General features: G+C 61.3%; 11 protein-coding genes and 1 pseudogene. 8 read left to right on the top strand and 4 right to left on the bottom strand.

Annotation, left to right across the window (positions count from 1 at the left end; genetic code table 11):
- The first annotated feature begins 302 nt into the window (after window positions 1-302).
- From JFV26_RS24665 to JFV26_RS24630, 8 genes and pseudogenes are all read left to right on the top strand, one after another.
- Complete coding sequence (locus tag JFV26_RS24665) at window positions 303-1,217, top strand: GDP-mannose 4,6-dehydratase (protein WP_201196076.1); 915 nt, start codon at window positions 303-305, stop codon at window positions 1,215-1,217.
- Complete coding sequence (gmd, locus tag JFV26_RS24660) at window positions 1,214-2,185, top strand: GDP-mannose 4,6-dehydratase (protein WP_201196074.1); 972 nt, start codon at window positions 1,214-1,216, stop codon at window positions 2,183-2,185. The genes JFV26_RS24665 and gmd overlap by 4 nt, the downstream gene beginning before the upstream one ends.
- A gap of 3 nt (window positions 2,186-2,188) precedes the next feature.
- A complete protein-coding gene (locus JFV26_RS24655; RefSeq protein ID WP_201196072.1) occupies window positions 2,189-3,631 on the top strand; it encodes a mannose-1-phosphate guanylyltransferase/mannose-6-phosphate isomerase in 1,443 nt (480 codons plus the stop codon).
- Window positions 3,632-4,429 (top strand): ABC transporter permease, encoded by a 798-nt coding sequence (locus JFV26_RS24650; protein WP_201196070.1) that lies wholly within the window; start codon window positions 3,632-3,634, stop codon window positions 4,427-4,429.
- Window positions 4,429-5,682, top strand: coding sequence for an ABC transporter ATP-binding protein (locus JFV26_RS24645; protein WP_201196068.1), 1,254 nt, complete (start codon window positions 4,429-4,431; stop codon window positions 5,680-5,682). The genes JFV26_RS24650 and JFV26_RS24645 overlap by 1 nt, the downstream gene beginning before the upstream one ends.
- Entirely contained in the window at window positions 5,679-7,046 is a 1,368-nt protein-coding gene (locus JFV26_RS24640; protein WP_201196066.1) for a glycosyltransferase family 4 protein, read from the top strand. The genes JFV26_RS24645 and JFV26_RS24640 overlap by 4 nt, the downstream gene beginning before the upstream one ends.
- Window positions 7,030-8,158 (top strand): annotated as a pseudogene (locus JFV26_RS24635) (glycosyltransferase family 4 protein). The gene JFV26_RS24640 and the pseudogene JFV26_RS24635 overlap by 17 nt, the downstream one beginning before the upstream one ends.
- Entirely contained in the window at window positions 8,159-9,289 is a 1,131-nt protein-coding gene (locus JFV26_RS24630; protein WP_201196064.1) for a glycosyltransferase family 4 protein, read from the top strand.
- Window positions 9,290-9,340: 51 nt separating this feature from the next.
- On the opposite strand, the gene JFV26_RS24625 is transcribed toward JFV26_RS24630, so the two are convergent.
- The 4 genes from JFV26_RS24625 to glmS form a co-directional block, all read right to left on the bottom strand.
- The gene (locus JFV26_RS24625) at window positions 9,341-11,371 is read right to left on the bottom strand and encodes a 2Fe-2S iron-sulfur cluster-binding protein (RefSeq protein ID WP_201196062.1); all 2,031 of its coding nucleotides are present in this window, start codon (window positions 11,369-11,371) and stop codon (window positions 9,341-9,343) included.
- 55 nt (window positions 11,372-11,426) lie between these two features.
- Entirely contained in the window at window positions 11,427-12,053 is a 627-nt protein-coding gene (locus JFV26_RS24620) for a glutathione S-transferase family protein (RefSeq protein ID WP_201196061.1), read from the bottom strand.
- Between the two features lie 250 nt (window positions 12,054-12,303).
- Window positions 12,304-13,203 carry a LysR family transcriptional regulator gene (locus JFV26_RS24615; protein WP_201196060.1) on the bottom strand — a complete coding sequence of 300 codons (900 nt, stop codon included), beginning with the start codon at window positions 13,201-13,203 and terminating at the stop codon, window positions 12,304-12,306.
- 82 nt (window positions 13,204-13,285) lie between these two features.
- The gene (gene glmS, locus JFV26_RS24610) at window positions 13,286-15,121 is read right to left on the bottom strand and encodes a glutamine--fructose-6-phosphate transaminase (isomerizing) (protein WP_201196059.1); all 1,836 of its coding nucleotides are present in this window, start codon (window positions 15,119-15,121) and stop codon (window positions 13,286-13,288) included.
- Window position 15,122: the final 1 nt, after the last annotated feature.

Here is a 15,122-nt window from a genome sequence, read left to right as displayed (position 1 = left end):
GTATGGGAACAACTTTCGCAACACCCCGAACGATCGCTGGATAATCGTGACGAGGGGCATTCTAAACACATCCGTTGAGGATTCGTGAACCGCCCGACGAGAAAAATGAGGCTACGCTAACGAGAACTGACCAGTCACGGTTGGACCTGTTGAAATTGCGCCGTAATTGGCACAGATTGGCTACCAAACAACTACAACAAAGACTTCGCCTGTTTTCTTACCGATGTTTTCACACGGTCTGACAGACATTCCCGTCAAGCCTGTGGGAAATGGCAGAAGTTTAATGACCAAGGGGCTGCTGTTTGAAAAAGCGTCTGTTCGTTACGGGGCTGAGTGGATTCGTAGGGCAACACATCCAATCGCGTCTGAATGCCGATGCCTCGACATGGGAGCTGCTGACGGCCCCTTCGCGCTATGACCTCGGCAACCCGGACAGCCTCGCAGGCCTGTGGCCCGAGCTGCCCGACGCGGTCATTCATCTGGCCGGCCAAACCTACGTTCCCGAAGCCTTCCGGGATCCGGCGCGCACGCTGAACATCAACCTGCTCGGTACCCTGAACCTGCTGCAAGCCCTCAAGGCCCGCGGTTTCAGCGGCACCTTCCTGTACGTCAGCTCCGGCGATGTCTACGGCCAGGTCAGCGAAGCCCAACTGCCCATCACCGAAATCCAGCCACCCTGCCCGCGCAACCCATATGCCGTGAGCAAGCTGTCGGCGGAATTCTTGAGCCTGCAATGGGGCCTGAGCGAAGACTGGCCGGTGCTGGTCGCCCGTCCGTTCAACCACATCGGCACCGGGCAGAAAGACAGCTTCGTCATCGCCAGTGCCGCGCGGCAGATCAACCGAATCAAACAAGGCCTGCAAGCCCCACAACTGGAAGTCGGCGACATCGATGTCACCCGCGACTTCCTCGACGTGGACGATGTGATTTCGGCCTACCTGGCGCTGCTCGAAAAAGGCACGCCGGGGCAGGTCTACAACATTTGCTCGGGGCGCGAGCAGAGCATCCGCAGTTTGATCGAGCAGCTAGGGGACCTCGCCCAGGTCGACATGCAATTGATTCAGGACCCTGCGCGTCTTCGCCGCGCAGATCAGCGTCGCGTTTGTGGCAGCCATGCCAAGCTCGCCCAGACCACAGGATGGACGCCTGAAATCACAACACAACAATCCCTGCGGGCGATCCTGTCCGACTGGGAGAAACGAGTAAAAGAACAATGACTAAAAGTGCACTGATCACAGGGATCACCGGCCAGGACGGCGCGTATCTGGCCAAACTGCTGCTCGACAAGGGCTACAAGGTCCATGGACTGGTCGCCCGGCGCAGCAGCGATTCACGCTGGCGCCTGCGCGAGATGGGGGTTGAGGGCGACATCATTTACCTGGACGGCGATATGGCCGATGCCTGCTCCGTGCAGCGCGCGGTGATCAAGTCGGCGCCGGACGAGGTTTACAACCTGGCGGCGCAAAGCTTTGTCGCCGCCTCCTGGGATCAACCGGTGACCACCGGCATCGTCGACGGCCTGGGGGTGACTCACCTGCTGGAGGCGATCCGTCAGTTCAGCCCGCACACGCGTTTCTATCAAGCGTCCACCAGCGAAATGTTCGGCCTGATCCAGGCCGAGCAGCAAGACGAAAACACCCCGTTCTACCCACGCAGCCCGTACGGCGTGGCCAAGCTCTACGGTCACTGGATCACCGTGAACTACCGCGAGAGCTTCAACCTGCACGCCAGCAGCGGGATCCTGTTCAACCACGAATCACCGCTGCGCGGCATCGAGTTCGTGACCCGCAAGGTCACCGACGCCGCCGCCCGCATCAAGCAAGGCAAACAGAGCGAACTGCGACTGGGCAATATCGACTCCAAGCGCGACTGGGGGTTTGCCGGCGACTACGTCGAAGCGATGTGGATGATGCTGCAACAGGACAAGGCCGATGACTACGTGGTTGCCACCGGCGTGACCACCACCGTGCGCGAAATGTGCCGCATAGCCTTCGATCACATTGGCCTCAACTACCGCGACTACGTGAAGATCGACCCGGCGTTTTTCCGCCCGGCCGAAGTCGACGTGCTCCTCGGGAACCCGGCCAAGGCTCGGCGTGTGCTGGGCTGGAAACCAAAAACCGATCTGGATACCTTGATCCGCATGATGATGGATGCGGACATGAAGCGCGTCGCCAAGGAGTAGGCCATGCTGATTCCTGTGATTCTCTCCGGCGGTGCCGGGACCCGTTTGTGGCCGGTGTCCCGAGAAGGGCACCCCAAGCCATTCATGACGCTGCCCGACGGCCAGTCGCTGCTGGGCAAGACCTACCGGCGCGCAGCGGGCCTGCTCGACGGTTGGGGCGATATCGTCACGGTGACCAATCGCGAGTATTACTTCCAGAGCAAGGATCACTACCAGGACGCGCAAATGTCTCGCCATCGCGGGCACTTCCTGCTTGAGCCGACGGGCCGCAACACCGCCCCGGCCATTGCGGCGGCGGCGCTGTCGCTGCAAGCCCTGCACGGTGACGAAGCGATCATGGTGGTCATGCCGGCCGATCATTTGATCGTCAATGTCGACGCCTTGCAAAGCGCGGTCGAACACGCCATGACGCTGGCCAAGGCCGGCTACCTGGTGACGTTCGGCGTAGAACCGACGGCACCGGAAATCGGCTTCGGCTACATCGAGACCGGCGCGCCGCTGGACGACAAAGGCGCGGCCAGGGTGCAACGCTTCGTCGAAAAACCCGACCTGCAAACCGCGACCCATTACCTGGAAAGCGGCAACTTCCTGTGGAACTCCGGCATGTTCTGCTTCTCGGTGGCCACGTTGCTGGCCGAGTTGCAGGTTCACGCCCCCGAACTGCTGGAACAGACCCAGGCCTGCATGGCCGTCAGCCCATCGGTGGAAACCGGCGGTTGCCTGCAACAGGAATTGTCGCCGGCGCTGTTTGCCGAAATCACCGACATCTCCATCGACTACGCCTTGATGGAACGCTCGGACAAAGTGGTCGTGGTGCCCGCCGGTTTCGATTGGAGCGACATCGGCTCCTGGGGCGCGATGGCCGCGCTGGTGCCGGCAGATGCACAAAACAACCGAGCCAGTGGCGATGCGATCTTCGTCGACAGCCACAACAACTTTGTCCAAAGCGAAGGCCGACTGGTCGCCGCCGTGGGTGTGGATAACTTGATCATCGTCGACACCGCCGACGCCGTGCTGGTGGCCCACGCCGACCGCGCGCAGGATGTGCGCCGGGTGGCCAAGCAGCTCAAGGACAAAAAGCACGAAGCCTATCGCCTGCACCGCACCGTCAGCCGGCCATGGGGCAGCTATACCGTGCTCGAGGAAGGCACGCGCTTCAAGATCAAGCGCATCGTGGTCAAGCCGGGCGGCAAGCTGTCGTTGCAAATGCACCACCACCGCAACGAACACTGGGTCGTGGTCGAAGGCATGGCCAAGGTCACCAACAACGGTACCGGCACCCACCTGGTGGCCAAGAACGAATCCACGTTCATTGCCGCCGGGCACAAGCATCGCCTGGAAAACCCGGGCGTGATCGACCTGGTGATCATTGAAGTACAAAGCGGCGAATACCTGGGAGAGGACGACATCGTCCGCTTCGAAGACCAATACGGCAGGACGGTTTGAATGCTGCTTTCCCTGTACCGCTCGCTGTGGGGTTATCGAGGTTTCATCCTCGGTAGCGTCAAGCGAGAGTTCCAAGCGCGTTATCGCAACTCGTTGTTCGGTGCCCTCTGGACCGTACTCAATCCACTGTCGATGATTGTCGTGTACACGGTGGTCTTTGCCCACATCATGCGCGCCCGCTTGCCGGGCGTGGATGACGGCATGGCCTACAGCGTCTACCTCTGCGCCGGTTTGCTGACCTGGGGCCTGTTCTCGGAAATCACCTTGCGGTGCCAGAACATGTTTCTGGAAAACGCCAACCTGCTGAAGAAAATCAGCTTCCCGCGGATCTGCCTGCCAGTAATCGTGCTGTGCAACGCCGGCATCAATTTCGCAATCATCATCGGGCTGTTCCTCGGCTTTCTGCTGATCACCGGACGCTGGCCGGGCCTGGCCCTTTTGGCTCTGCTGCCGCTGCTGGCGTTGCAGGTGATGTTCTGCGCCGGGCTCGGCATGATTCTCGGGGTGTTGAACGTGTTCTTTCGCGACATCGGCCAGTTCTATGGCATTTGCCTGCAATTCTGGTTCTGGCTGACGCCGATCGTCTACCCGATGAGCATCCTGCCGGAATGGGTCCAGCGCCTGCTGCAACTCAACCCGCTGACCAACCTGATGACCAGTTATCAGAACCTGTTCCTTTACGGCCAGTGGCCGGTCTGGAGTTCCCTGCTGCCGATCTTCGTGACCGGTGTGCTGTTCTGCATGATCGGGCTGCGGCTGTTTCGCCAGCGAGTCGGCGAAATGGTGGATGAACTCTGATGGGGCATATACGCGTCACCGGCCTGAGCAAGGCCTACAAGCAATACCCCACGCGCTGGAGCCGACTGGCCGAGTGGCTGATCCCGTTTTCGCCGATACGCCACCGTCAGCACTGGGTGCTGCAAGACGTGGCATTCGAAATCGCCCCCGGTGAAGCAGTGGGCATCGTCGGGGTCAACGGTGCCGGTAAAAGCACGTTGCTGAAGATGATCACCGGCACCACCCAGCCGACCTGCGGCAACATTCAGCTCGAAGGCAAGGTCGCCGCCCTGCTGGAACTGGGCATGGGCTTTCACCCGGATTTCACCGGCCGGCAGAACGCCGTCATGGCCGGACAACTGCTGGGCATGCACGTTGAAGAGATCGAAGCCCTGATGCCGGAGATCGAGCGTTTTGCCGAAATCGGCGAGGCCATCGATCAGCCGGTGCGTACCTATTCCAGCGGCATGCAGATGCGCCTGGCGTTCAGCGTGGCCACCGCCCGGCGCCCGGACATCCTGATCGTCGACGAAGCGTTGTCGGTGGGCGACGCCTACTTCCAGCACAAGAGTTTCGACCGCATCCGCAGCTTCCGCAAAGCCGGCACCACCTTGCTGATCGTGTCCCACGACCGTGGGGCGATCCAGTCGATCTGCGACTCGGCGATCCTGCTGGACCGCGGCCGCATGGCCATGCACGACAAACCCGAAGCGGTCATGGATTACTACAACGCGTTGCTCGCCGAACGCGAAGGCCAGACCGTGCGCCAGGAAATGCTCGCCGGTGGCCAGGTGCAGACCATCTCCGGTACCGGTGAGGCCGGGATCCTCAGCGTGCGCCTGCTGGACGAAAACGAACGCGCCATCGATGCCGCCGAAGTTGGCCAACCGGTGGTGCTGGAAGTGCAGGTAGAGATTCGCCAGGACATCGAACGCCTGGTGCTGGGCTTCATGATCAAGGATCGCCTGGGCCAGGCCATGTACGGCATCAACACCCATCGCCAGGACAAAGCCCTGAATGACCTGCACGCTGGCGAACGAGTGACCTATCGCTTTGCCTTCGTCATGGGCCTGGGCAAGGGCAACTATTCGGTGGCGCTGAGCCTGTCACGCCTGGACTCGCACCTGGACCGCAACTTCGAATGGCGCGACTACGGCCTGGTGTTCCACGTCATCAATAACCGCCACGAAGACTTCGTCGGCTGCTCCTGGCTGGGGGCCCGGACCACCATCACGCGCACGGCCAAATCCATTCCCCAGGAGCGCGCGTCATGACTCGCCTGCTGGTGGAGTGCACCCACGTGTTCCAGCACCCCAAGGTCAACTCGGGCATTCAGCGGGTGGTGCGCAACGTCATCAACCAACTGCCGCCCAGCGTGGACGGCGTTGAGTGCATCCCGGTGGTGATGCTTAAAGGCAAACTCTATCGAGTGCTGAAGCTGGGTTCGTTGAACATCCCGTTTTTCGATGGCCTGATGACCTTCGCCGGGCGGCTCGAACGCCTGGCCCATGGCTTCTGGCAGCTGCACCAGCGCCTCGACAAGCGCTGCACCTCGAAATTTGCAAAACGCTTGTTGTACGTGGCTTACCGTCTGACCGCACTGGCCTGTTTCAGCGTACCGCTGCGGCTGATCGATCAGGTCAATCAGTATCAACTGCCCAAGCGTTGCTCGCCGTTGCAGCATCAACCGGGGGATCAACTGGTGCTACTGGATTCCTCCTGGCACACCGACTTCTTCCCGTTTGCCGAACGACTCAAGCGCGATGGCGTGGGCATCGTCTCGGTGATCTACGACTTGATTCCCCTGACCCACCCGCAGTTCTACGACACGCGGCTGGCACAGGTTTTCAACGAATGGTTCGACTGGATCACGCAAACCGCCGACGGCTATGTGGCGATATCCGCCACGGTGCGCGATCAGGTACGTGAAGAATTGCAGCGCCGGGTCGGTCCGGCGAAAGCCGATGCCTTGTGGTTCGACTATTTCCACCTCGGCTCCGAACTGGACCTGAGCGAAGCCCGCGCCACCGTCGAACCGCGTCTGACGCAGATGTTCGACACCCCGGAGCCGGTGTTCCTGATGGTCAGCACCATCGAGCCGCGCAAGAACCACGACTACCTGCTGGACGCCTTTGAGCTCGCCTGGGCGGCGGGTTCGACTGTCCGACTGTGCATCGCCGGGCGCATCGGCTGGAAGTGCGACGCCCTGCTTGCCCGCGTACGTAATCACCCACAGCTGAACAAACGGCTGTTCATGTTCAACGACCTGAGCGACACCAGCCTCGAGTACGCCTACTCCCACGCCCGTTCGCTGGTATTTCCGTCACGGGTCGAAGGCTTCGGCCTGCCCCTGGTGGAAGCCATGCAACGCGGGTTGCCAGCGATGGGCAGTGATATCCCGATCTTCCGCGAAATTGGCGGTGAGTTCATGGCCTACTTCGACCTGGCCAAGCCGCAAACCCTGGCCGATCTGGTCGTTCGCTACGAGAACAGCACTCAATTCCCGGCGGCTCGCAATGTCGCGGACTGGCAGTGGATCGGCTGGCGTGAAGCCAGTGCGCAACTGGCCGAACGCACCCTGCGCAATCTTCAGCCGACACCGGCCGTGGCACAGAGGCAACATGCGAATTGCCCTTAACGCCCGCATCCTCCAGGCCCCGCGCACCGGCATCGGCCATTACGTTGCCGAACTGGTGGGCGCGCTCGCCTGCGAACCGGACGTCGAACTGTCGCTGTTCCACGGCTGGGGCTGGAGCACGTCGCTGCCCGACGCGGCCATGCCCGGCTACTCGCGACTGTCGCCGTTACTGCGGCAAATTCCGGGGCCTATCAGGCCCGACGCTGGCTGGCGCAGAAACGCTTCGATCAGGGCCGGTCCCAGTCGATCGATCTTTATCACGAACCGAGTTTGTGGCCGCTGTCGTTCGACGGCCCGACAGTCATCACCCTGCATGACCTGACGCATCTGCATTACCCCGAGACGCAACCGCCGGCCCGCTTGCGCGAAATCGAGCGGCGACTGGCCGATGGCGTGCAACAGGCGCAACTGATCCTGACCGATTCGCAGTTTATTGCCGACGAGGCCCAGGCTTATTTCGCATTGCCAGCCGAGCGTTTCATCGTCGCGCCGCTGGGTGTAGCGGCACGCTTCCATCCGCGCTCAGCCGAAGACATCGACGTGGTTCTCAAGGCCCATGGCGTCGAGACGCGGGAATACTTCCTCTGCGTCGGCACCCTGGAGCCGCGCAAAAACCTGGCCCTGGCCCTGCGCGCTCACGCCTTGTTGCCGGAGGCGCAGCGCCAGCGGTTTCCGCTGTTGATCGTCGGCATGGCCGGCTGGCAGCGCGAGCAATTCAGCGAAGAGCTGCGCCAGGCACTGGCCGCCGGGCACGTCTGTTTACTGGGCTACCTGCCTGACGAGCAAGTGGCGCAGCTACTGGCGGGGGCGCGGGCACTGATTTTTCCATCGCTCTATGAAGGCTTCGGCCTCCCGGTTCTGGAAGCCATGGCCAGCGGCACGCCGGTGATTCTGGTTCGGCATTCGGCGATGCCGGAGGTGGCCGGGGCTGCGGGCAACTACATTGAACCTGACGACCCTGTCGGCTTGCGCGATGCGATGAGCCGACTGATCGACGATAAAACGCATTGGCAGGCATGCCGAGAAGCGGGACTACAACAAGCGAAGCTTTTTCCTGGGAGCGTTGCGCGAGGATCACAGCCCGCGCCTACCGCCAGGCTTTGGGAGGTTGAATGCGAGTTCTTCATTTTTTCAAGACGTACCTGCCCGACTCCGTAGGTGGCATCGAACAAGTCATCTTCCAGCTCTGCGAAAGCGGCGCCCAGCACGGCATCGAGGGCCAGGTGCTGACGCTGAGCACCGACCCGACGCCGCCCGTGGTGAAACTCGGCCAGCATGAAGTGCATCGAGCCAAACTCGACATTCAGTTCGCCTCCACGGGGTTTTCCTGGAGCGTGTTCAAACAGTTTCGCGAACTGGCAGCCGAAGCGGACGTGGTCAATTACCACTTCCCGTGGCCGTTCATGGACCTGGTGCACTTCGCCAGCGGCATGAATAAACCCTGCGTGGTCACCTACCACTCGGACATCATCCGGCAGAAACACCTGCTCAAACTCTATCGGCCGCTGATGAACCGTTTCCTCGCCAGCGCCGACCGCATCGTCGCCGCCTCGCCCAACTACCTGCACACCAGCGATGTATTGCAGCAGTTTCAAGACAAGACCCGCGTCATTCCCTACGGTTTGAACAAGGCCGGTTATCCACAGCCCGATACCGAACGCATGGCCCATTGGCGGCAGAAGCTTGGGGATAAGTTTTTCCTGTTCGTGGGGGTGATGCGTTACTACAAGGGTTTGCACATCCTGCTCGATGCCTTGAAAGACGTGGATTACCCGGTGGTGATCGTCGGTGCCGGGCCACTGGAAACCGAGCTGCACGCCCAAGCGGCAGCGCTGGGTTTGCGCAACGTCCACTTCCTCGGACGGCTGGGGGATGAAGACAAGGTTGCGTTGCTGCAACTGAGCTATGCCATCGTATTCCCGTCGCACCTGCGCTCCGAGGCGTTCGGGATTTCGCTGCTGGAGGGCGCGATGTACGGCAAACCGATGATCTCCAGCGAAATTGGCACCGGCACCAGCTACATCAACATCCACAACGAAACCGGGCTGGTAGTGCCACCCAGTAATCCACAGGCGTTCCGCGAGGCCATGCGCACGCTGTGGGACGACCCGGTTCGCGCGGCGGCAATGGGCGTGAAGGCTGAAGCGCGGTATCGGCAGTTATTCACCGCCGATGAAATGGGCCGCAAGTGGACGGAACTGTATCAGGAACTGCTGGAAGAAAAATCCCTGTCCTATGCCTGACTGTTGTGGGAATGCCCCCTGCTCTGAAGCCCCACAGGGGTATTGCGGTGGTTATAGGTCGAGCACTAACGGCTCGGAACCCTTGGCCGGAATAGCACAACAAATCAGCACCAGCCCCTCCTCCGTCACCGCAGCCGGGGGCTGTGGATAATTCACCTGGCCGCTGATCAATCGGGTCTTGCAGGTCCCGCACGACCCACCGCGACAACTGAATTCCGGGCGTAAGCCGCGGCTTTGCGCCAACTCCAGCAAACTGCCGCCATCCGGTTGCCAGCGTGCTTCTTTGGCCGAGCGCTGGAACACCACCGGCACCGAGGTCGTTGCGGCCGGGGGTTGTTCGATGACGATCGCATCAGTATCCGGGCGCCGACGCAGCGTCGACGGGCCAAAGGTTTCGGCGTGAATCCTTGAATCGCGGATGTCCAATTCCCGCAGGCTGTCGTACAGCCCTTGGGTAAAACCGCCTGGCCCGCAGAGGACAAAATCCAGTTGATCGTAGTCTTCGACCTCAAGGATCGTTTGCAGCAGTGCCGTGTCGATGCGTCCGCTCAGGTCGAAGTCTTCGCCCTCCCGCGCCTCGGGCTCCGGCTGGCTGAGCAGGCGCAGCATGCGAACTGTGTCACCGGCACCTTCAAGCAAGCGGTCCAGCTCGGAACGAAAGGGTTGATCGGCCAGGGTCCGCGAACTCTGGAAGAACCAGGTCGGCCGGATGTGCCGCGTGCGCCAGCCTTGATAAACCACCTCGCGCACCATCGACAGCAACGGCGTGATGCCGACCCCGGCGGCCAACAGCACCAAAGGCCGACGCTCATCGGGCGCCACGGTGAAATGCCCCTGAGGCGCGCGGGCTTCCAGCACGTCGCCGACATGAATCTCGTCATGCACATGGGTCGACACCAGGCCATCACGCTTCACGCTGATGCGGAAGAAGTCATCGGACGGCGCACTCGACAGGCTGTAGGTACGGATATGTGTTTCGCCGCCCACCTTAAAACGCAGCGGCAAATGCTGCCCGGCCTGGAACACCGGCAGCCCGATACCGTCGTCAGGCTCCAGATAAATCGAGCGAATGCTTTGGCTTTCGGCTTCGATCCGCACCACTCGCAGCGGCCGCCAGGCATCACCCAACGCCTGGGCTTGCAGACGAGCAGCCGCCTGCGTCCAAGTGCCGGTCATCAGGCTGTTGGGCGACATGCCATCGAACCGCCAACGCAGGGCCAACGCCGCAGGCCGCCGCACCAGGCGTTCAACGTCAAACGTCCACAAGCGCTCGGCGCCCTGAAAGGCTTCGACCTGCGGGCCGCCGAGGATGACTTCAGTGCGACCGCTGAGTTGCAACAGGTCGCCGGTTTTGAAGTCGATAAACAGCAAACCGGCCCGAGGGTTGAGCAGCAGGTTGCCCAAGGTGTTGAAGTGCAGGTTGCCGGCGAAGTCCGGAATAGTCAGGCGATTGCCTTCAATGCGCACGAAACCGGGCTGGCCACCACGATGAGACACGTCCACCGAGCGTTGACCGTCGAGGTCCACATAACTGGCGACAAAGAAGGTATCCGCCTCGGCAATCATCGCTTTGGCAGCGTCATCCAGTGCGTTGAGGTGCTGCGCGACGCGGGTCGAAGGATCCGCCAGCGCCACCGAATGAAACTGGCGCAATTGGATGTATTGCGGGCAGTTGCCGAAGGACTGCTGCACCGAAACACCGAAGCCGCTCGCGGTCATGGCACCGACCCGGCCATTGAGCCGGTTGCGCCGCCGGGTGTGCAATTCGATGCCCAACAGACCAATCGCGTCCCCGGCGTGCAATTGCGCAGGATCATCGGCCGCCGGCAGGCTATCGAACTGCAACCCTGTAGGCGCAGGAGAATGCGCGAAGCCGGGTTTCCCTTCGAGGATGCTCGCCCACGGTTCGCCGTTGGCATCGACCGCGCCATACAGCATGAACGGCAGTTGCTGATAGAACTGGCGATGCTGGTCTGGCATCTCGCTGCGAATCACCCTGTGACCGAGGGTTTCCATTCGCTCGGCAACACCCACGTGTTCCTGCAACTGCCGCTCGCCGGCGTGCCACGGTGAATGTTCCATAACAGCATCTCCCGAGGTGCAATGTGGACGGCCCGACACGGTCGGGCCGCAAGCATCAGGCGGTTTGTTGCAGACCGGCGACGGTGCGCGGCATGCCGACAAACCCGGGCAAGGCTTCGATCCGCGCCAGCCAGGCGCGGACGTTGGCGTAGTCCTCCAGGGACACGTTGCCTTCCGGCGCATGGGCGATGTAACTGTAGGCCGCGACGTCGGCGATGGTCGGCTCGTTGCCCACCAGATAGGTGCTGTTGGCCAGCTCCTGATCGATCACTTTGAGCAGGTCGTGTGAACGAGCGATCACTTCTTCAGCATTGTAAGGCGCACCAAACACCGTGATCAGCCGCGCTCTGGCGGGGCCGAAGGCAATCTGCCCAGCCGCCACCGACAACCAGCGCTGAACCTTGGCGGCACCGACCGGGTCGGTCGGCAGCCAGCGACCGTTGCCATATTTCTGCGCCAGGTACACCAGGATTGCGTTGGAATCCGCCAGCACTACGCCTTGATCATCCAGCACCGGCACCTGGCCAAACGAGTTGAGCGCCAGGAACTCCGGCTGTTTGTGCTCGCCTTTGGCCAGGTCAACAAAGATCAAATCAGTCGGCAGTTGCAACAGGGAAAGCATCAACTCGGCACGGTGAGCGTGGCCGGAGCGAGGGAAGTTGTAGAGCTTGATGGCGTGCATGATCGACTCCGCTGGGTGGTGGCGCCGTTCAGACAATGATCAGCACCGATGGCCGCCATCTTCCGCCCTTCACAAAAACAACAGAATAACCAGCAAACGCAATCCATTATTTCAGCCAATGCAATAAACCCCAAGCCCAGCACCGATCCTTGTGGGAGCGGGCTTGCTCGCGAAGACGGACGATCAGTCAACATCTTTGGAGAATATGAAATTGCCTTCGCGAGCAAGCCCGCTCCCACAGGTTCTGCGCTTACCCCAAGGCGGGATGTTCACGCAGCGCCCTCACCATAAAATCCACAAAGCTGCGGATCCGCGCCGGGGCTTTGCGCCCGCCCTGGTAGACGATGTGGATCGGTAGAGGCGGCAGTTCGAAGTCAGCCAGGACGATTTCCAACTCACCGGCCGCGACTTTGCCCGCCACCTGATAGGACAGCACGCGGGTAAACCCCAGGCCGAGGCACGCGGCGGTAATCGCAGCCTGATTGGCGGTGACCACCAGGCGCGGTTCCGGGCGAACGCTAATTGGCTGACCTTTATCGAGGAAGGGCCAGTTCCTGAGTTGGCCGATGGACGAGGTGGCGACAACCGGCGCGCCGGACAACTCCTCGGGATGCCGAGGACGACCATGCGCGTGCAGATAACCGGGCGAAGCACAGATCACTCGTCTCACTTCACCCACCCGAATGGCGTGCTGATTACTGTCGGGCAGCTCGCCAATGCGCACCGCGACATCGATGCCCTCCTCAACCATGCTCACCACACGATCAACCAGCAAGCCGTTGATCATCACTTCAGGGAATTGATCGAGGTAACGCACCATTACCGGCGTGACGAACAACTCGCCGAACAACACTGGCGCGGTGATCGTCAACTGCCCACGGGGTTGCGCGTGGCTACCTGCCGCCGAATCCTCGGCTTCCTGCACCTCGGCGAGAATTCTGCGACAGTCTTCAAGGTAACGCTGACCGGCCTCGCTCAAGTGCACGCTGCGGGTGGTGCGCGTCAGCAGCAAGGTGCCGATGCGTTTCTCCAGCGCCGCCACCGCGCGGGTGACACTGGCCGCCGACATCCCCAAACGCCGCGCCGCCGCCGAGAAGCCTTGCTCCTGGGCGACGGCGGCGAAGACCTGCATTTCCTGGAAGCGGTCCATCGGTGTGTCCTCAATTGAAAACCAAAAGATCGCAGCCTGCGGCAGGCTGCGATCTTTTGCTGTTACATCACCTGTGGATAACTTATTCCACCGTCACCGACTTCGCCAGGTTACGCGGCTGGTCCACATCCGTGCCTTTCAACACCGCCACGTAGTACGACAGCAACTGCAGCGGGATGGTGTAGAGGATCGGCGACAGGATGTCGTGGATGTGCGGCATCTGTACAACGTAAGTGCCTTCGCCATTGACCATGCCGGCTTTCTCGTCAGCGAAGACGATCAACTGGCCGCCACGGGCGCGGACTTCCTGGAGGTTGGATTTCAACTTCTCCAGCAGTTCGTTGTTCGGTGCCACGGTGACCACTGGCATGTCGTTATCCACCAGCGCCAGCGGGCCGTGTTTCAGTTCGCCGGCCGGGTAGGCTTCGGCGTGGATGTAGGAGATCTCTTTGAGTTTCAGAGCCCCTTCCATCGCCACCGGGTATTGCGCGCCACGGCCCAGGAACAAGGTGTGGTTCTTGTCGGCGAACAGTTCGGCGATTTTTTCCACGGTACTGTCCATTGCCAGGGCTTCGCCCAGGCGGGTTGGCAGGCGACGCAGTTCTTCCACCAGGGTGGCTTCGACACCTTTGGCCAAGGTACCGCGTACCTGGCCGAGGGACAGGGTCAGCAGCAACAAGCCGACCAATTGAGTGGTGAAGGCTTTGGTCGAGGCCACGCCGATTTCGCGACCGGCCTGGGTCAGCAAGGTCAGGTCGGATTCACGCACCAGTGAACTGATCCCGACGTTGCAGATTGCCAGGCTGGCGAGGAAACCCAGTTCCTTGGCGTTACGCAGGGCGGCCAGGGTGTCGGCGGTTTCGCCGGATTGGGAGATGGTCACGAACAGGGTGTCGGGCTGAACCACCACTTTGCGGTAGCGAAACTCGCTGGCGACTTCGACCTGGCACGGAATACCGGCCAGCTCTTCGAGCCAGTAACGAGCAACCATACCGGCGTGGTAGCTGGTGCCGCAGGCGACGATCTGCACGTTGCGAACCTTGGCGAACAGCTCGGCAGCCTGTGGACCGAACGCTTGCACCAGCACTTGTTGCTGGCTCAGGCGCCCTTCCAGGGTGCGTTGCACGACTGAAGGCTGCTCATGGATTTCCTTGAGCATGAAGTGGCGGAACTCGCCCTTCTCGGCCGATTCGGCACTGTCGCGGTACTGCACGGCTTCGCGCTCAACGGCTTTGCCGTTAATGTCCCAGATTTGTACGCTGTCGCGACGAATCTCGGCGATGTCGCCTTCTTCCATGTACATGAAGCGGTCGGTGACCTGGCGCAGGGCCAATTGGTCGGAAGCGAGGAAGTTTTCCCCCAGGCCCAGACCGATCACCAGCGGGCTGCCGCTGCGGGCGGCAACCAGACGATCCGGCTGGTCGGCGCTGATAACCGCCAGACCATAAGCACCGTGCAGTTCTTTGACGGTGGCCTTAAGGGCTACGGTCAGGTCGTGCAGGTCCTTGAGTTTGTGCGCCAGCAGGTGGGCGATGACTTCGGTGTCAGTGTCGGAGGAAAACACGTAACCCAGGGCTTTCAATTGTTCGCGCAGGGCTTCGTGGTTCTCGATGATGCCGTTGTGCACCACGGCCAGGTTCTGCCCGGAGAAATGCGGGTGGGCATTGCGTTCGCAAGGGGCACCATGGGTGGCCCAACGGGTATGGGCGATGCCCAGACGACCGATCAGCGGCGCTTCGGCCAGGGCTTGATCCAGCTCACTGACCTTGCCCGGACGACGGACGCGATCAAGCATTCCGTCATTGGTGAAGACCGCGACACCAGCGCTGTCATAGCCACGGTATTCCAGGCGCTTCAGGCCTTCGAGCAGGATGGCGGTGATGTTACGTTCTGCGACTGCGCCGACAATTCCACACATG

This window comes from Pseudomonas sp. TH31, from assembly GCF_016650815.1.
Classification (GTDB): Bacteria; Pseudomonadota; Gammaproteobacteria; order Pseudomonadales; family Pseudomonadaceae; genus Aquipseudomonas.
This window is presented reverse-complemented; position numbering and strand designations above follow the sequence as displayed.

What these genes read in the sequence shown, in the direction of transcription:
- gmd (WP_201196074.1), top strand. Translation starts at nt 1,214, where the DNA reads ATGACTAAAAGTGCACTGATCACAGGGATCACCGGCCAGGACGGCGCG.
- JFV26_RS24655 (WP_201196072.1), top strand. Translation starts at nt 2,189, where the DNA reads ATGCTGATTCCTGTGATTCTCTCCGGCGGTGCCGGGACCCGTTTGTGG.
- JFV26_RS24650 (WP_201196070.1), top strand. Translation starts at nt 3,632, where the DNA reads ATGCTGCTTTCCCTGTACCGCTCGCTGTGGGGTTATCGAGGTTTCATC.
- JFV26_RS24645 (WP_201196068.1), top strand. Translation starts at nt 4,429, where the DNA reads ATGGGGCATATACGCGTCACCGGCCTGAGCAAGGCCTACAAGCAATAC.
- JFV26_RS24640 (WP_201196066.1), top strand. Translation starts at nt 5,679, where the DNA reads ATGACTCGCCTGCTGGTGGAGTGCACCCACGTGTTCCAGCACCCCAAG.
- JFV26_RS24630 (WP_201196064.1), top strand. Translation starts at nt 8,159, where the DNA reads ATGCGAGTTCTTCATTTTTTCAAGACGTACCTGCCCGACTCCGTAGGT.
- JFV26_RS24625 (WP_201196062.1), bottom strand. Translation starts at nt 11,371, where the DNA reads ATGGAACATTCACCGTGGCACGCCGGCGAGCGGCAGTTGCAGGAACAC.
- JFV26_RS24620 (WP_201196061.1), bottom strand. Translation starts at nt 12,053, where the DNA reads ATGCACGCCATCAAGCTCTACAACTTCCCTCGCTCCGGCCACGCTCAC.
- JFV26_RS24615 (WP_201196060.1), bottom strand. Translation starts at nt 13,203, where the DNA reads ATGGACCGCTTCCAGGAAATGCAGGTCTTCGCCGCCGTCGCCCAGGAG.
- glmS (WP_201196059.1), bottom strand. Translation starts at nt 15,121, where the DNA reads ATGTGTGGAATTGTCGGCGCAGTCGCAGAACGTAACATCACCGCCATC.